The organism is Photobacterium sagamiensis (assembly GCF_050337085.1).
Taxonomy (GTDB): Bacteria; Pseudomonadota; Gammaproteobacteria; order Enterobacterales; family Vibrionaceae; genus Photobacterium; species Photobacterium sagamiensis.
In genome coordinates this window covers 1-17,197 of the sequence record NZ_JAKJSP010000002.1, presented here as the reverse complement: position 1 = coordinate 17,197, position 17,197 = coordinate 1, and the positions used below count along the sequence as shown (strand labels likewise).

At 42.1% G+C, this 17,197-nt stretch carries 15 protein-coding genes and 2 pseudogenes; 13 read left to right on the top strand and 4 right to left on the bottom strand.

What is annotated here, in order from left to right:
* The 4 genes and pseudogenes from L4D76_RS00300 to L4D76_RS00285 form a co-directional block, all read left to right on the top strand.
* The coding region (locus L4D76_RS00300) for a transposase (protein ID WP_428438948.1) at positions 1-224 on the top strand (224 nt) is incomplete at its 5' end.
* A gap of 119 nt (positions 225-343) precedes the next feature.
* Positions 344-1,376 (top strand): annotated as a pseudogene (locus tag L4D76_RS00295) (IS110 family RNA-guided transposase).
* Between the two features lie 329 nt (positions 1,377-1,705).
* Entirely contained in the window at positions 1,706-2,398 is a 693-nt protein-coding gene (locus L4D76_RS00290; protein ID WP_428438947.1) for an IS6 family transposase, read from the top strand.
* 599 nt (positions 2,399-2,997) lie between these two features.
* Positions 2,998-4,206: a DUF4268 domain-containing protein gene (locus tag L4D76_RS00285; RefSeq protein WP_428438946.1), complete on the top strand. Its 1,209-nt coding sequence runs from the start codon at positions 2,998-3,000 to the stop codon at positions 4,204-4,206.
* Positions 4,207-4,412: 206 nt separating this feature from the next.
* Here the strand turns inward: L4D76_RS00285 and L4D76_RS00280 are convergent, their stop codons facing one another.
* Positions 4,413-6,614 (bottom strand): DNA recombination protein RmuC, encoded by a 2,202-nt coding sequence (locus L4D76_RS00280; RefSeq protein ID WP_428438945.1) that lies wholly within the window; start codon positions 6,612-6,614, stop codon positions 4,413-4,415.
* A gap of 737 nt (positions 6,615-7,351) precedes the next feature.
* On the opposite strand from L4D76_RS00280, the gene L4D76_RS00275 reads away from it, so the two are divergent.
* From L4D76_RS00275 to L4D76_RS00265, 3 genes are all read left to right on the top strand, one after another.
* Positions 7,352-7,852, top strand: a complete 501-nt coding sequence (locus L4D76_RS00275; protein WP_428438944.1) for a helix-turn-helix transcriptional regulator — start codon at positions 7,352-7,354, stop codon at positions 7,850-7,852.
* Positions 7,853-7,922: 70 nt separating this feature from the next.
* Positions 7,923-8,651, top strand: a complete 729-nt coding sequence (locus L4D76_RS00270; protein ID WP_428438943.1) for a transglutaminase-like domain-containing protein — start codon at positions 7,923-7,925, stop codon at positions 8,649-8,651.
* Positions 8,652-8,735: 84 nt separating this feature from the next.
* Positions 8,736-9,011, top strand: coding sequence for a nitrogen fixation protein NifW (locus tag L4D76_RS00265; RefSeq protein WP_428438942.1), 276 nt, complete (start codon positions 8,736-8,738; stop codon positions 9,009-9,011).
* Between the two features lie 236 nt (positions 9,012-9,247).
* On the opposite strand, the gene L4D76_RS00260 is transcribed toward L4D76_RS00265, so the two are convergent.
* On the bottom strand, positions 9,248-9,469 hold the full coding sequence (locus L4D76_RS00260) for a hypothetical protein (protein ID WP_428438941.1): 222 nt from the start codon (positions 9,467-9,469) through the stop codon (positions 9,248-9,250).
* A 265-nt stretch (positions 9,470-9,734) separates the two neighbouring features.
* A complete protein-coding gene (locus L4D76_RS00255) occupies positions 9,735-10,934 on the bottom strand; it encodes an iron-containing alcohol dehydrogenase (RefSeq protein ID WP_428438940.1) in 1,200 nt (399 codons plus the stop codon).
* A gap of 176 nt (positions 10,935-11,110) precedes the next feature.
* Here L4D76_RS00255 and L4D76_RS00250 point away from each other — a divergent pair, with 176 nt between their 5' ends.
* The 3 genes and pseudogenes from L4D76_RS00250 (at position 11,111) to L4D76_RS00240 (ending at position 12,609) form a co-directional block, all read left to right on the top strand.
* Positions 11,111-11,824 carry a Crp/Fnr family transcriptional regulator gene (locus L4D76_RS00250; protein ID WP_428438939.1) on the top strand — a complete coding sequence of 238 codons (714 nt, stop codon included), beginning with the start codon at positions 11,111-11,113 and terminating at the stop codon, positions 11,822-11,824.
* Between the two features lie 150 nt (positions 11,825-11,974).
* Positions 11,975-12,145, top strand: a pseudogene (locus L4D76_RS00245) (IS1 family transposase); the annotation flags it as partial.
* Positions 12,146-12,384: 239 nt separating this feature from the next.
* Entirely contained in the window at positions 12,385-12,609 is a 225-nt protein-coding gene (locus tag L4D76_RS00240) for a hypothetical protein (protein ID WP_428438938.1), read from the top strand.
* A 185-nt stretch (positions 12,610-12,794) separates the two neighbouring features.
* Here L4D76_RS00240 and L4D76_RS00235 read toward each other — a convergent pair whose 3' ends face one another.
* Positions 12,795-13,538: a hypothetical protein gene (locus tag L4D76_RS00235; protein WP_428438937.1), complete on the bottom strand. Its 744-nt coding sequence runs from the start codon at positions 13,536-13,538 to the stop codon at positions 12,795-12,797.
* Between the two features lie 648 nt (positions 13,539-14,186).
* On the opposite strand from L4D76_RS00235, the gene L4D76_RS00230 reads away from it, so the two are divergent.
* The 3 genes from L4D76_RS00230 to L4D76_RS00220 all read left to right on the top strand — a co-directional run.
* Positions 14,187-15,299, top strand: a complete 1,113-nt coding sequence (locus L4D76_RS00230; RefSeq protein ID WP_428438949.1) for an NADH:flavin oxidoreductase — start codon at positions 14,187-14,189, stop codon at positions 15,297-15,299.
* A gap of 443 nt (positions 15,300-15,742) precedes the next feature.
* Entirely contained in the window at positions 15,743-16,765 is a 1,023-nt protein-coding gene (locus L4D76_RS00225) for an RNA ligase family protein (protein ID WP_428438936.1), read from the top strand.
* A 33-nt stretch (positions 16,766-16,798) separates the two neighbouring features.
* On the top strand, positions 16,799-17,197 hold a 399-nt coding region (locus L4D76_RS00220), incomplete at its 3' end, for a redoxin family protein (RefSeq protein WP_428438935.1).

Here is a 17,197-nt window from a genome sequence, read left to right as displayed (position 1 = left end):
AGCTTCATTATCTTCCGCCTTACAGTCCGAACCTTAATCCGATAGAACGACTTTGGAAAGTGATGAACGAAAAGTCGAGGAATAACGTTTACTTCAAAAGTAAACGTGACTTCAAGGAAGCTATAGACCAATTTTTTACTGTCACTCTTCCAGAGATCGCAGGCTCATTGACGTCTCGACTTAATGATAACTTTCAGGTACTCAAGTCTGCATCTTCAAGTTGATTGGGTATATACCATCAATTATGGTTTTAATGTAATGAACCATCCCACTCCATAATCTACCGCGAGGCTATGATTATGGTGAAAATCAAATCAGTCATTGATGAGTGGGAGATAGAGTGATGATCATTAACTTACTTGGTATTGATATTGCAAAGAATGTTTTTCAACTGCATGGTGTTGATTCTAATGGCAAAACCGTTTTAAAAAAAACGACTATCAAGAGGTGAGTTGGCTGAATATATCGCCAACTTACCACCATGTACGATCGTCATGGAATCTTGTGGAGGAGCCAATTATTGGGCCAGGGTTTTCCAACGGTATGGTCATATAGTTAAACTCATTAGCCCTCAGTTTGTAAAACCGTTTGTTAAAACAAACAAAAATGATGCTAACGATGCTGAGGCCATAACAGAGGCAGCCAGTAGGCCATCAATGAATTTCGTACCAATCAAGCAAGTTGAACAACAAGATATACAGTCTCTACATCGAATTAGAAGCCGGTTAGTTAAAAAYAGAACGGCATTGATTAACGAAATAAGAGGGCTCAATTTGGAGTACGGGATTACTATTCCAACAGGGGCATCAAAGGTAAAAAYCGAATTATGTTCCATTATTTCCAATGAAAATAATGAGCTGACTGTAGCATCTCGTGAGTTTATGAATGACCTCTACAACGAGCTAGTCGAAATTGAAGGTAAGTTGAAAAATTTAGGAAAAAAAGTACAACAGATCTGTAGGCAAAATGAAGACTGTCGCCGAATTATGAAAATACCCGGTGTTGGTGAATTAACAGCAACAGCAATGATCTCTGCGGTTCCAAATCCAGCAGTATTTAAGAATGGCAGGCACATGTCCGCATGGCTAGGCCTGGTACCAAGACAGCATTCTAGCGGAGACAAGCAGATTCTGTTGGGTATTAGCAAGCGAGGAGATAGATACTTGCGAACATTACTTATTCACGGTGCCAGAGCAGCCTTGTCGAAGTGTAAAAACCTGGACAACGAATATGGCCGCTGGTTAACAGAGAAGAAATGTACGCTTAGCTTTAATAAAGCCGCTGTTGCATTGGCGAATAAGAATGCCAGGATCATATGGTCAATTCTGAGTACAGGAAATGAGTTTGATTTCAACAATCAAAAGGTGGCTGCCTAATACACAATATTGAGTAGCTTAACATCAACTTAACAGTAAGCATTTCAACAAGTTTGCGTGAGTTAATTTTAGATGATGAAAAATAGGTCATACCTGCTCTTCTAAAACCTGTTTTGCGACGCGGCCCTTAGAGGCCATGGTTTTGATGAGGTAGAAGAGTGCGGATTTACATCAGGGCACAAGTTTAACTTAGATGCCGAATATATGACTGCAACTTAGATCTATACCAACATCACTAAAAATTAACGTGCAAATAGGGATGGTTCATATATGTCGCAAAGTCACTCTATGAGTTATGATCAACGAAGCTTTCCACTCAATGTAATCGCATGACCATCCATTTTTCAGCCCGGCACTTCCCTTCAGAAATCATTCTCCTGACTGTTCGCTATTACCTTGCTTATAAACTGAGTTATCGTGAAATCGAAGAGGTCATGGTTGAACGTGGTATCCATGTTGATCACTCAACCATCAATCGGTGGGTCATCAAATACGCCCCTTTATTGGAGCATCAGGCTCGTCGAAGAAAGAAGCCTGTCGCCCCTTCGTGGCGGATGGACGAGACATACATTAACGTCAAAGGTCAATGGAAGTATTATTACCGGGCCGTTGATAAGTACGGCAATGTCATTGATTTTTTACTGTGCGATCACCGAGACGAGAAAGCAGCTCGCGCCTTCTTCAATAAAGCAATAGGCCATAACGGCTTACCTGAAAAGGTAGTGATCGATAAGAGTGGAGCGAATGCGTTAGCGCTACATAATATCAACGTCCAACTCTGGTTGATGGGGAGGATGCTCAACCTTATTGAAGTGCTTCAAGTTAAGTATTTGAACAACCTGGTCGAGCAAAGCCACCGCAGAGTGAAAGGTAAAATGCACCAATGTTTAGGATGGAAATCAGACGAAGGAGCAAAGGCCACACTCGCTGGCGTAGAACTGTGGACGATGATTAAAAACGGACAGCTCGACAACCCTGAAGGCTTATCTGTTTGGGATGAATTTTACGCGCTGGCAGCCTAATTGTATCTGAAAATCAATACACTTCTGCTTATTCATAACTTTGCGACAAAACCTTCTTTCCCACCCACTGAGAGATTGTGTCTCTCTTTCCCCATTTATCGTTATAGTGTTTAGTCTATATCGACTTGGCATGTGATATCTGTCGCAAGCAAGTACATGAATAAGCCATGTACTTTGGCCTCTATGCTTGGTTGTCGGAACTCCTGTAATTCTACCTCGGTAAGTAGTCCTGCTTCCATCCAATCTGCCACTGAGCTGAAAATTTCGTAAAACTATTTACTTAAGATGGTAAATGGCATTCTTTTTTCTATACTTTTGTTATTCAAAGGTATTTATAAGCGATCGGGCATCACTCTTCACTGTCAACAAGGAGTACAAATTCCGTATTGATGAATAGTGGGAGAAGTTCTCTGCTAGAGCTGGCATTGCTAACAGATAATGGGCCATTGTTGATAAGCCTATGGTGGAAAGCGCTACTTATAAGTGCATGCGTGGCCGTAAGTCTAAAAACCGTATTTCAGATGATTCCAAGCATGAGCCTTTTGATAATTCTAATGAAGGATAACAACAGCAGATAATTAAACAAAGGGAGTTTGTTTATGGGTCATGGTCAGTTTTCAGCACCTTTCATTGTTAGCAACGATGGTGAGGCGAGAGCTTTAAAAAGAGTATCATTTTCTGGCAAGGATGTGGGCTTTAGCTACAATGAAGAGTGGCTGCAAAACCTCCTCTTCTTGAATCCTGATAGTATTCCAGCTCGTGAAATTGACTCTGCTTATCATAGGCTCGTTCCTATCTGCACTGAGCTAAACACACCCGCAGGGCCTCTTGACGTACTCTATGCCACTCCAGAAGGGAAGTTGGTAATATTAGAAGCCAAGCTGTGGCGGAATCCAGAAGCACGCAGGAAAGTGATTAGTCAAATCTTAGATTATGCAAAGGAACTGAATCGGTGGGACTACGAGGAGCTTCAGAAGCAGGTGTCGAGGAGGCGGTTAGAAACCGGTAACGCCTTATATAACTTGGTCAAAACACTGTACCCTGAGACTGACGAGTCCGAGTTCGTGGATGGCGTTTCTCGCAGTCTCAGAAACGGACAGTTCATGCTGCTCATTGTTGGTGATGGTATTAGAGAGGGCGCGGGGGCAATTGCTCAGTTTCTAGATGACGTTGGCCATCTTCAATTCAGTTTTGGTCTTATCGAAGTTGGTGTCTATGAGACACCACAGCGTAATGTCCTTGTTCAACCGCGAGTATTGGCTAAGACCGTTATCATCAATAGGACTGTGATTGAGCTGGCCAGTCCTGAAATCCGAATACAAGCCTCTGATGAACTAAGCGATCAAGAAGTCGTTGAAGATAGTTTCTATCGGGAGTTTTGGACGGAATTTCTCAACGATCTAAAACTCGATGATGTAACACAACGAACACCTTCACCCCCAAAGGCCCAGAGTTTATGGTTCGATTTGCCTCCTAATCGCTCCAGTGCATGGATCAACGTCTACTTCGAAGGCAGCAAGAGGAACGTTGGTATTTATTTCAGACTTGCCAATAATGATTTTGGAGAAATGGCATATGAAATTTTGGAAAAAGAGAAGGAGCAAATACTCTCTGAGCTTCCAGAAGGAACCGAATGGACTATATCAAGAGGTTTTCGAACAGTTGGAGTCAGCCTGCCAATAAATGATGTAAGAAATCTAGAAAAAAGGATCCTAATCAAACAGTTCTTCGCGACTAATCTGAACGCTTTCGTGAATACGTTTAGAACAAGAATGGAGACAATTGCAAAACAGCTAGGAGCTAGCTGATCTGGATATTTGGAGGGTTTAAACCGCAGGTTGTCTATGAAACCCGGGGCGRTTCAGAAGGTGTAAACACCTAGCTGTTTGTGAAGGGGAGGACGGTAGCGGAAAACATTGTGATCTTTCTGTAGAGCCAATTCATATTTAGATCTGACAGTCACATCCGGATTAGTCGGTAACTGTCAGATCGGGCCTGAATTCCCACACATGATTTAGCTGATGGATTCTTCTTCAATCTGGGCTGTGCCAATAGGCAGTTCCAACACTTTCTCAGCATCCAGAGGCTCCATCACTTCGACCGATGCCAATTTTCGCAGCATAGCGTTTGTCCTGGTGCTTTTTAGGGTCGCAATCGAGTTTGTGGCAATATCCATCTGTTTGTGGACTTTGGTTAGCTGATCAGAAAACTTCTCGAACTCAGTCTTCACCGCTGATAACACCTGCCATACTTCACTGCTGCGCTTCTGAATGGCCAACGTTCGATAGCCCATTTGGAGGCTATTGAGGAAGGCCGACAATGTGGTTGGCCCCGTAATGGCGATACGGTAAGTGCGTTGTAACTTTTCTATCAGAGCAGGGTGTCTGGCCACCTCACCAAATAGTCCTTCTACAGGTAAAAACATAATGCCGAAATCGGTAGTGTGAGGCGGATCGATATATTTGGTACTGATATCCTTGGCAAAAAGCTCAATTGTACGCATGAGCTTCTTTTGGATATTACTGATTTCTTTAGGGTCACCCTCCTCGTAAGCATCGATCAAGCGATTGTAGTCCTCAAGAGGGAACTTCGAGTCAATCGGAATCCAGACTTCTTCATGCTCTTCCTTACCTGGCAATTTGATGGCGTACTCAACATGAGCCTGGCTACCTTTCTTCGTCGCCACATTAACTGCGTATTGAGAGGTGGTCAGCAGTTGTTCCAGGATATTTCCTAACTGGTATTCACCCAGAGTGCCACGGGTCTTGACATTGGAGAGTACCTTTTGGAGATCACCCACCCCCGAGGCTAGGTTTTGCATTTCTCCCAAGCCCTTGTGTACCATTTCCAAGCGTTCACTAACCTGCTTGAAGGATTCACCCAGTCGCTTCTCCAACGTACTTTGAAGCTTCTCATCTACGGTCTTGCGCATTTCACCCAGTTGCGCGGTATTGTCATCCTTTAGGGTCTTAAGTTGCTTCTCAACAGTTTGTCTAATTTGATTGGTTGCTTCATTGGATAGCCGGTTGATTTCCGTCTGCTGCTTGTTTAGATCGGTAAAGCTGACCTGTAATTGCTCGCGCAGCTCTTTTCCCCGAGTATCGAAAGTATTACCAAAAGTCTTCAGACCATTAGTCAATTCCTGTCGATTGTCCTTGGCTTCCGATTTGATCGCTTCATTAAAGTCGGCAAAGTGCCTGTTGGTTTTGGTAATAAATGCCTCCTGTTTCTGAATGGATTGCTCATCGGAGGCATTAAAGGCTTGAGCCATCTTTTCACTGAAGTCGTTATTGCTGGTAATTAGCTTTTCTGACAATTCAGCTAGTGACTTGGTAAATATATCTAATTGAGCTTTGTGCGAATTTGCATTTTCGGAAATGCGTTTGAGCATGGTATCGCTGAATTGTTTCAAGCTTTCACTTTGTTCCGTACGGTTATCTTTGGAACCTGCCTGTATCAAGTTACTAAATCCAGCAAAATGCTTGCTGGTTTTTTCAATAAACTCATCCTGTTTCTTGATGGAAAGTTGGTCTGAGTCGTGGAGAGACTTGGTTATACTCACTTTAAATTCGTTAGAGTTGTTGATCAGCTTTTCTGACATTTCAGCCAGTGATTTGGTAAATGTATCCAATTGGGCTTTGTGCGAATCTGCATTTTCGGAAATGCGTTTGAGCAAGGTATCGCTGAAGTGCTTTAAGCCTTCACTTTGCTCCTTGCGGTTCTCTATGGAATCTGTCTTTATCATGCTGTTAAATTCAGAAAAATGCTTGTTGGTCTTTTCAATAAACATATCCTGTTTCTTGATGGAAAGCTGGTCAGAATCGTAAAGAGACTTGGTAATGCTCTCCCTAAACTCGTTGGTGTTGTTGATTAGTTTTTCTGATAGTTCATTAAGGGCTTTGGAAAAGGAGTCTAGTTGTGATTTCTGAGAGTTGGAGCTTTCAGAAAGAAGTTTGATTAGGCTGTCTTGAACGCCTTTAAGGATTTGGTTGATTTCAGTTCTGTTTTCTAAGTTAATTTCCCTAAACTCTTTCCTGAGTTCGCTTAGACCTTTTGCTGCCTCCTGTTGAGACTTTTCAATCAACTCGATTAGCTGGTCGTTCTCATTATTGGAGGTCAACGGGGATAGTTGGCTTACACGTTTTAGTGTTAGTGCCAACATAGCAATCAGGATCACAAAACCAAAAGCGGTACTAAATGCAAGCAGTTCAATCATAAAACGTCCTTACTATGAGGTTGTTTATTGGGCTACAGCAAGCTTATTCACTGGTTATTTATTCTTTCTAGAATTGTTTTTAATCCTTTCTTTAGCCTATAAATCACAATTTATGTCCTGCTCAATCGTTTAAGATATTAAGTTAATTCACAAGAATCTCCGTTGGTTTATCGACCTAATCAAAAACATGCAGGATACTTTTCATAGTCACAAACTGTCTTTTAGGTTGCCCGTTTGACCTCTGTCAGGGGCGGATTATGACCATGCTGAAATTGGCAATCACATACTCACTTTAGTGCATATTTGGTGGAAGTTCATGATCTCAATCTCAAAACTAGGTTTTGTCGCAAATTGGCTCATGATTGTGTGTAATGACTTTTTCCTGTTATCACTCCGAACACTATGACACTCAATTTATCCGGCAGGCATTACCCTTAAGCCATCATTCTGGTGAATTGATGAGGCCTATGTGAAGGTGGAAATGGGTATAGTAATTTTTTAACAGGGCTGTCGATAAACACGGTAATTTGATCCTGAAGTGGCGCAAAGCCGTACTTGAACAGGCACAGTCAGAGAAACCACATCGCCGGTCTAAGGCTTTGTTGATGATATGGACTTCACACCGCCTTTATGACTGCAACTCTTTAAGACGACGAGTATTTTCATTTGTCTATTTACTCATGCTGCATAGTATTGAGTGTCATTTAGAATCGGTGATGTGACTAAAACAAGATATTTTGCATACATTGATCACGGCGTTTTTCAAGACATTCAATGCAACTTTATCAACTTTCAAAAGTTCTGATCAAGTCGATGACTTAACAGTACTACTTTCCCCATTATTCAATGAATTAGAGATTACCAATCAATTCTCTCTTATTAATGAAAGTAAGGTTGCCGACAAGCGAATTCAAAAATTGTTGCTTGAATTACATAAATGCCTAGAAGGCGATTGTATCAAGCCTAAAAATTGGCGCGCTTCTGACGTGGCTCAACAACTTGCCTTATCGGAAAGTCGTTTTCTTCACTTATTTAGCGAAGAGTTAGGGGTTCCTTGGCGACCATACTTGCTCTGGTGTCGTATGACATGTGCAATAAAGGCGATATTAAATGGTACTTCAGCGACAGATGCCGCTCATTTGGCAGGATTTTCCGATAGCGCACATTTGAGCCGTACTTTTCGAAAGACCTTCGGTATGACAATTCGGCAAGCTAACGCTATTTTTCGAAAAGATTAGCCAGTTTATTCAAGTTTTGTATTAGGGCATTGGCTATTCTCCTCACATATTCACTGAAAAGGGGTTACCCATGACTGAGCTATCAAAAGATTACCTTTTAGACACTTCAATGCTGGATTTCAATCATCCACAAATACAGAATTTGATTGAACAAAGAAAATGGAAAAACTTGTCGCAATATGATGCCATTGGTGCAATTTACAATTATGTACGTGATGAAATTCGTTTTGGTTATAACGCGGGTGACTGTCTATCTGCAAGCCAAGTTTTAAAGGATGGCTACGGACAATGTAATACCAAAGGGACCTTATTTATGGCTCTGTTGCGTGCCGTAGGTGTATCTGCTCGATTCCACGGTTTTACTATTTATAATGAATTACAACGTGGGGCAATTCCCAACTATTTATTTATGCTAGCACCAGAGCGTATTATCCATAGTTGGGTTGAAGTTTATCAAGATGGGCGTTGGGTTAACTTGGAAGGTTACATCATAGATAAAGATTACCTAAAACAAGTTCAAAGCAGCTTTGCCAATCAAAATGAATCGTTTTCTGGGTTCGGTATAGCGACTAAATGTTTGGCTACTCCTGATATAGAGTGGAACGGAGAAGATACTTATATACAAAGTGACGGTATTGCTGATGATTTCGGTGTATTCACTCAACCTGAAGATTTTTACTCAAGCCACGGTAGCAACCTTTCTGGTATTAAAAAAGTTATGTTTCGCTATGTACTTCGTCATCTAATGAACTTAAATGTGAAGAAAATTCGCTTGAGTGGAGTTGGTGATAAAGGATAAAAATCGAGCTAAATACGTGTTATATCAATGATTGAATACCCATGTTCTCCTAAACTGGTGGAAACATCTTCATCAGTTTAGATTATGAGCCAAACCGATATTCAACAAACTATCGCTAGTTTTACTTCAATAGAGCAAGCGTTAGATCATTTCGAAATTGACTTTGATAGCCGTTTTATCGATGAATACCGTACACAATTAGTGAAACGCTCTAACGGGTACTTGCTACTTGAAAAACCAGATGATTGGTTTTCAGCTCGTCGCGCACTTAAAAATGCGTATTGCAAAGTACAGCGAAGTCGTTTAGATCCTCACTCCCGTTCTGCTTGTCGAGGCTGTACTTCGTGTCAGCGTCGTTAAATATTGTGCTAGATATCGCACAAATTAATATTTACTCATTAAAAATCAATCTCCATAACCACTGCCAACGGCTCTAAAGGGCATTTTTATTCAGTTATCATTTTTAACCGCTTTCCCACTATTTGCATAACTTCCGGAGCACAGAGTCGTTGTGCTTACATGCAGCGTCTTTGCCTTCAATAAAAAAGGCCGCCATGCGACCTCTTTACATATCTTTTCTCATCAGTTACCAGGGGCTAGGGTATGGTAATCTCACCTTTGCGTACAAGGTTGCAAAAGCGCGAGTAGTCATGGCTGTACACACAAAAAGCGCCGGGTACTGAAGAGCTTGTCATAAACTCATTGAAAGTAGCACAGGTACGCTCGGGAAGCGCTGTGGGGTCAACGACCTTAAACGGGACATCTGGTATTGAAAACTCTTTAAGTTCAGGTAGTAACGAGTCAAATTCTGCTGTCATACAATCATTACCTGCATTAATAGTGTTAATGATACTTGCATCATTATAGTCAACAAAAACACCATCTGTTTCTCATTCTTGTATGGCTTATGATTTAGCTGCACCATGATTTGTACTGACTCATACACAAACTGATGGTTCAAGGTAATCACAATACTCAGCCTATGTGGATGGGATCAAGCAGGTGCTGAATTAAGTGAGGGGGGGGAGCGACCGAGAGGCCATCAGCAGGTGAAATTCTAAAGCTGCTGATGGCAGTGCTGTTTTAGGCTGCCGTGACGTTGTCAGATTCCGACTGTTCAATAAGGAATTGTTGCAACAAACTTTCACATTGTTTTTGGTTCATGTAGCCCGGTACCGGGTAGGTGCCATGGGCCTCTTTTAATGCACGCTTGGCAATCAACGGAATATCGCTGGCCTGTAGTTCAGGGAAGTTGGTTGGAATATTCAGCTGTTGATTTAGCTTAATAACAGCATCAATAAACTCTTTACCATCACTTAGACCGATAATTGCTGCCAGCTCATTCATGCGCTTCACGCAATATGGTTGCAAGAAATGCAATATCTTAGGGAGCAGAACCGCGTTCGCCAGTCCATGTGGAATGTGGTACATCCCCCCGAGTTGGTGTGCGATAGCATGGACATAGCCAACGAATGCACGGGTAAACGCACAACCGGCCTCATATGAGGCGATAGACATTTGTTCGCGCGCCTCAAGATCTTGTCCATCTTCATAGGCCCTTGGCAAGTATTTAAAAATCATTGCTATTGCTTGCTTGGCATAGTTATCGGTGAGTGAATTATTGTAGGTACCAATATAGGCTTCAACCGCGTGCGTTAAGGCATCCATTCCCGTAGCAGCCGTCATGCCTTTCGGTAGGCCTGTCATCAGTTTGGGATCAATAATGGCGAAGTCAGGAAGTAACACCGGATCCATGATGGCGAATTTTTCTCGAGCCGTCGGATCTGAAATAACGGCAACTACAGTTGCTTCTGAGCCAGTACCAGCCGTTGTTGGAATTGCCATAAAAGTCGGGAGTTTTTTACGAATTTTTAGCTTTCCGGCGAGGGATCTGACCGGACGATCTTTGACCACTTTTGCCCCGATGATTTTGGCACAATCGATGGGGGAGCCGCCTCCGATCGCGACAATGGCATTACAACCGTGTTTTTTATAAAAGTCAGCACCCGTTGCAACAATCGCGACGGTCGGATCTGGTGTCACCTGATCAAAGATAACAAACTCAATATTATTGGCGGTTAATGAATCACACAGTGATTTGGTTAGCCCGAGTGAGTGCAACATTTTATCTGTCACGATTAAGGCTTTTTGGGCACCCGCTGTCGATAGCAGTGCGCCAGCCTTAGAAACGCTGTTTATCCCAGTTTCCAACTGCGGGAAAGGGATAGTAACTAATTTGTTGAGCTGTTTGTTTACACCTATAACGACTTTGTATAAAAACATATTAAAATCCTTTTAAACATATGTTTGAATTATAGGGGCAATATGTGTGGCTGTATTAGACTTTATTCATACTTTTCAGTATTGGCTGGAACTATTGATGTTATAGAAATAATACACCGAAATCGTAAAATATAAACTATAGTAATTTTGAGTTGGAGCTATCTGAGGATTCTCGCTTGAACGTCCTAATCGATCAGATTCAATGGCCATGTGAAATCAGTCATTCACTGAAAACTCAACTCGTTGAAATATCATCCATTATACATGGAGTAGACAAATTTATTTGTACACGACAGATGGCTTCTGTACCTGCTGTGTATTATGTACAAGAGGGCGTCGCTAGTTTCAGATTGTGCTCTGAAGGAATAAAGGGTGTAAACTCTTTGTTGATTGGGCCAGGAGATTGGATCGGAGGTTCTGCGATTGCACAAGATATGAAATTATTTGTTTCAGTCGAAGAAATAGAAAGTATGTCTTTGGTATCCTTTCCAAAGGAAAAAATTTTCAAACTCGCTCAATCAAACAATGAAGTATATAAATGGCTTTATTATTGCGCCATGGAAATACAAAAAATTCTGTTGCAAGCTCAAATTTCATCACTCTATGATCGAGAGATACGAACTGTCTATGCATTATTAGATATTGCAAATCGTGTTAAATCGGTCAAAGGCAGCATGTCAACCATTAAAATATCCCAACATCAACTTAGTTTAATCACTGGTATTTCACGGCCAAGAGTCAACGAAGTACTTAAAAGTCTTGAAAAAAAAGGTGAAATAATCATTCAGAGAGAGTGTATTTATCTTGCTGATCTTCAAGCTTTAGGGGCAAGAATTGAGAATCTCAACCTGATGTTTAACGATCCGAGAAAAGACGTTGAAAACCAATGATCCATATTTCATCATACATGTTGATCATGACGCCAAAGCGTGGGTAAAGTGTCTGCAATGTTAATTTGAGGCTCTTTATTCAAGGCCAAAATCGACGTTGAATGCTGCTTTTGCAAGGAAATGTTCCAGTTAGACTATACCTACAGCGACACTCAGCAAATAGAGCGAAATAACCCAACACAGAAGATACGTCTCAAATGATTAGCGTGAAAAACAATTTGTTTTTCGAAATCAGCAGAAATGCATGACAAGGGCATAGGTACTTTCATCGAAAGGTACTGTTTCAACGCTTTGAAGTCATTACCGAAATATAGGTTCTAATGTAATGGCTCATTATTATTGATTAGAAAATGGTACTTTTGTTCTTTGGGGAACAGACATATTGGATTGAACAATTAATAATCACTTCATGATTTAACGGTACTGATGTTTATTACTTGTCCTGCATGTGATCAAGGCTTAAATAAGAGCAGGAAAGAGTAATATTCCATCCCGGAATCACTGTAATTACTTGTTAACTTAATTATTGGTTTAATTTTATATATATAGGAAGAAACATAATGAAATTTTTACGTTGTACTATCCACCTTGAGAATACCCCCAAGCATTTTTTCTCTGCAGATGAAGCTATTGGTTTTATTGAAAAAGGCCTAAGGGGCGGGGCTTCTTTAAATGGCTCAATTATAGTAAGAACTTTATCTGAGGAGGTTGGGTTCAGATCTGACGAGGCTAGGTTCTGGTTTGGGAGTCAGGAAGCCATGCTGGAGAATTTGATGAACTTCTAACGGTGTCAGGCCAGAATTTTTTGGAGCCGGAGGTATCCATATTGCCAGTTCATACATCGGAGAGGACGCTCTGACGACGTCCTCTTTTCATCACAACGTTACCAGTTTTCCAGGTCATCTCTCCAACTCCATACGTCTCTCAAATTCTACTCACCCTCTAATAAGTCTCTTGTTTATCTCGCTGGTCACAGCTCATTACAGTCTTTCGCTATCGCCCACATGGCCTTAAACCACTCTTTCGCAAGATGGGCCATCTCCGGCCCTTTGATGCGATAGCGGATGGTTTGCTCTATGAGGGCAGGATCCGAACGGAACATCAAAAAAACCTCGTCATCATCAAAAATAATCATATTGATAATTGGCATGCTGGGGTCCCATTCGATTCCCTTGAACAATTTATTGCTAATATTGGAATGACTCGTGCACTCTTCCTGAAGCCACTCACGCGTCTCATCATTGTTCAAGCCGATTAGGCGCAAATATGTCCGCCCCGATTTGGCAACCGTCCACCGATTGAGATTCTCGTACCACTGTTCAGCTCCGCTAGAATAACTAGTAAGTACTTTCCGAGTATCCGGACGGAACGCAGTGGCCCACACCTCCTTCTCCGTACGGGACAAGACGTCGCTCAATTCACGAAAGATCGATTCGGTAGTGGTGATCTGTTTGAACTCGTGATATCCCTGCCTATTGATCAGGGCTGAGGCCTTTTCCCAACGTTTCTCAGCGATTTTAGCTGTTTGCTCAACGCGTGCGGCTATCACCGCAACAAAGATCAGGACAAGCATCAGGACCGTTTGTGTTTCGAGGATTGCCTTGAACGGTCCGAGCTTTCCGCCAGGGAGAAAATGGAGAACGTACACCAAAAAAAACATAATGGTGAGTATGCCATAAACGTAGTGATGCCAATCCGATAGGTAACTTAGCATGATTAAATCCTTACTGGATGATACTTCCTAGCCAAGTGGGATCAATCCCAAAATGATTTAGTTATGAAAAAGTATCTGATGCGACAGTATAGTAAGGATCTAAAGCCTTTTGACCGATAACTTAAATCCAAGACCAGACATGAGAAAATGTATCTCACGTTTATATTGAGAAGTCGTTTATAAGTGTTGCACGTAAGGCGCTTGGGGGAGAAGTGATAAAAAAAGAAGGACGTTGTGTCAAGCCAGACTGACTATAGTCACACTAATGTTACATGTCCTTTTTGCCAGAACCAGCAGCCTTGATGCTCGCTTCTTCCCGTGAAGCAGCGTTTTAGTGTGTATCAAAAAGTTGATAACTGAGGTAAATACTGCTTGGTATGAGATACTTTTGCTTATGACAAAGGACGTCATTAGGCCATTAACTCTAACTCGGTTATGTCCCAACAATGTGTCAGTAGGTTTTCCTTATACATTTTTTCCCTACGACACTCTGGCGGTGTGAGTCTTCCAGAACCCTATTGAGCAACAGGAATCACGCTTTTAAAACTGATTTTTACATGATGCATATGACACTACCTTAATCCAGATTAAGGATTGTCCTTTATAATGCTGATGAATAATACAAAACGATTTTTAAGAGGATTGAACTTGAGTACTTTGTTTGCAGAAACCCGTATTGGCAACATGACATTAAAAAACCGCTTTATTCGAAGCGCTACATGGGAAAATATGGCGACAGAAGAGGGCCATATGACGGATAAGCTATACGGCATCTACGAAGAACTCGCTAAAGGGGAAGTCGGTCTAATTGTAACGGGCTATGCAAATATTGTAGAAGAAGAGAAGCCAAATGCCGGCATGATGGGAATGTACAATGATTCCTTTATCGGTGAATACAAAAAGCTCACCGAGTTGGTACACAGCAATGATTCTAAAATAGTCATGCAACTTGCCTACGGTGGCACAAAAACCACTCACAATGTCAGTGAAAGGGTGATCTATGCGCCGAGTGAAGTGTGCGAAAAAGGCACACAAACATTAGGCAAAGCGATGACCAAGGATGAAATAGATTACATCGTTCAGGCATTTGCTCAAGCAAGCCGAAGAGCGCAAGAATCAGGGTTTGATGGGGTCGAAATACACGCGGCACATACCTATTTAATCAATCAGTTCTTAAGCCCTTATTACAATCGAAGAGAAGATCAATATGGCGGCAGCCTAGATAATCGAATGAGATTGTTATTAGAGATCTATGCTGAAATAAGAAAACTTGTCGGTGATGAGTATCCGATATTAGTTAAATTGACGGCATCTGAGTTTTTTGAGGGTGGCTTGACCTTTGATGAAACACGCATTGTTTGTAAAACATTAGAAGCGATTGGCGTGGATGCAATCATCATCTCAGGTAATATCCATGGTAAGGCTAATACCGTGATTGGCGAGTATTTTGATGGATATACCATTCAACAAGAAGGCTATTTCCATGAATATGGGCATGTTATTAGTGAAGAGGTGAATGTTCCCGTTATTACCGTCGGCGGATTAACGGATATTGATGCGATAGAAGAGATTGCGAATAAAACCAATATTCAATACTTTGCTCTCTCAAGACCTTTGTTGTCTGAACCGCATTTAATTAAGCGCTGGAAAGAAGGCAACAGAGCGCCAGTTGATTGTGAAAGATGCTCAAAATGTCGCACAAGACGTGGCAATTTCTGTGTTGTTAATAAGGAGAGAAAATCGCAATTAGCTAGCTTATAAAATAAGCAGCAATATATCTCTGTCCAGTACCAAGTCAGCAAATCATTGCTGACTCATTCTTGTCCCAAAGTGTGATAGTTCCCTTTACACGTTCATCATATTTCGAGTATCCGGGTCACTAGATTCATCTAGAGGCAGGAGTTAAGTGGCGCAGCATCATGGATTGCAAGGAGGCACAGTTGAGGACACATTGCTTACCAATGGTGCTCAACATGCTTTGTCATTACTCACGAAGCCAACAACAATCCAGGAGTATCCAGGAGCCAACATTGGAGCTCTTTGCCACATTGGCGACACGCCCTAAGTCACCGGATCGTCCTGCTTTGGGTGCAATGAACTTCGTACAACACAAAGATGAGTACGATGTAATATGATCTTAGAATGAGTTCGGTTACTAGCAAACTGCTAGGGGTATTCCATGAGAATACCTTGGAGGTATTACAATGGCTATTTTACTTTCCCGCGATGACTTTCGCGAAGCCGTTTTTGCACGCGACAAACATACTTGTGTATTCTGTGATCAGCCAGCTCAGGATGCACACCATATTTTAGATCGTAGGCTCTGGTCTGACGGAGGGTACTACCTCGAGAACGGTGCCAGTGTTTGCGGCAAACATCATATTATGTGTGAGACTACGGAGATCACTGTTGAAGATGTCCGTCTTGCGTGTGGGATCACTGAGGTGGTCGTTCCCGAACATATGTATCCAGATCACGAATATGACAAATGGGGAAATCACGTTCTACCTAACGGTCAGCGTACCAAGGGAGAACTGTTCCACAATGAGTCTGTTCAGAAGATCCTCCGTCAAAGTGGGATGATTGAACTCTTCACTGACTACGTGAAATATCCGCGTACCTTCCACCTACCGTGGTCAGATTGTGTGCACTCTGACGACAGGAAGTCGTTGTGGATGGACAACTTCATCGGCAAAAGAGTCGTTGTAACTGAAAAGCTGGATGGTGAAAATACGTCCTTGTACTCTGATTATTACCACGCACGATCTGTTGATTCTAGGAACCATCCGAGTCGCAATCGAACAAAGGCGATCTGGGGCAATATAGCTCACGACATTCCATATAAGTGGCGATTGTGCTGTGAGAACATGTTTGCAAAACACTCTATCGAGTACCATAACTTAGAGAGCTTCTTGTACGGACTCTCGATCTGGAATGAGAAAAACGTGTGTCTATCATGGGATGACACGGTTGAGTGGTTTGCGTTATTCAACATTCCATCCGTACCTGTTTTGTACGATGGCATCTATGATGAAGAAACCATCAAGGCCCTATATGATCCGAAAAAAGATTGGGAGGGTAGTGAAGGATATGTAGTTAGGTTAGCTGACTCTTTCGCTTACGGTGAATTCAGAAAGTCGGTAGCCAAGTATGTACGCGAATCGCATGTACAGACTGCGAATCATTGGATGCACGGTCAACGAGTTGAAGAGAACAAACTCAAATGATCAGCTTTGACAAATATTGCAAGGAGAATACCCATGGCGTTTACATTACAAATTGGTGATAGGGCTCCTGATTTCAAATTGCCGACAACCGATGGGATGGTCTGTAGCCAGGCTGACTTTACCGAAGCCAAGCTGCTCGTCGTCTTCTTTACCTGCAACCATTGCCCCTTCGTCATCGGCTCAGATGAAGTCACCCGCGCTACGGCTGACAGGTTCAAAGATAAGAGCGTTGCTTTTGTGGGCATCAACGCCAACAGCGAGAAGACCCACCCGACCGATGATTTTGGGCACATGCTGAAACGGATGGAGGGAAATAAGTTTCCGTGGGTGTATGCGCGGGACAAGTCACAGGAAACAGCCAGGGCCTATGGAGCACTGAGAACACCGCATTTCTACGTATTCAACCAGGAGCGAAAACTCGTCTACACAGGT

What these genes read in the sequence shown, in the direction of transcription:
- L4D76_RS00290 (WP_428438947.1), top strand. Translation starts at nt 1,706, where the DNA reads ATGACCATCCATTTTTCAGCCCGGCACTTCCCTTCAGAAATCATTCTC.
- L4D76_RS00285 (WP_428438946.1), top strand. Translation starts at nt 2,998, where the DNA reads ATGGGTCATGGTCAGTTTTCAGCACCTTTCATTGTTAGCAACGATGGT.
- L4D76_RS00280 (WP_428438945.1), bottom strand. Translation starts at nt 6,614, where the DNA reads ATGATTGAACTGCTTGCATTTAGTACCGCTTTTGGTTTTGTGATCCTG.
- L4D76_RS00270 (WP_428438943.1), top strand. Translation starts at nt 7,923, where the DNA reads ATGACTGAGCTATCAAAAGATTACCTTTTAGACACTTCAATGCTGGAT.
- L4D76_RS00265 (WP_428438942.1), top strand. Translation starts at nt 8,736, where the DNA reads ATGAGCCAAACCGATATTCAACAAACTATCGCTAGTTTTACTTCAATA.
- L4D76_RS00260 (WP_428438941.1), bottom strand. Translation starts at nt 9,469, where the DNA reads ATGACAGCAGAATTTGACTCGTTACTACCTGAACTTAAAGAGTTTTCA.
- L4D76_RS00255 (WP_428438940.1), bottom strand. Translation starts at nt 10,934, where the DNA reads ATGTTTTTATACAAAGTCGTTATAGGTGTAAACAAACAGCTCAACAAA.
- L4D76_RS00240 (WP_428438938.1), top strand. Translation starts at nt 12,385, where the DNA reads ATGAAATTTTTACGTTGTACTATCCACCTTGAGAATACCCCCAAGCAT.
- L4D76_RS00235 (WP_428438937.1), bottom strand. Translation starts at nt 13,538, where the DNA reads ATGCTAAGTTACCTATCGGATTGGCATCACTACGTTTATGGCATACTC.
- L4D76_RS00225 (WP_428438936.1), top strand. Translation starts at nt 15,743, where the DNA reads ATGGCTATTTTACTTTCCCGCGATGACTTTCGCGAAGCCGTTTTTGCA.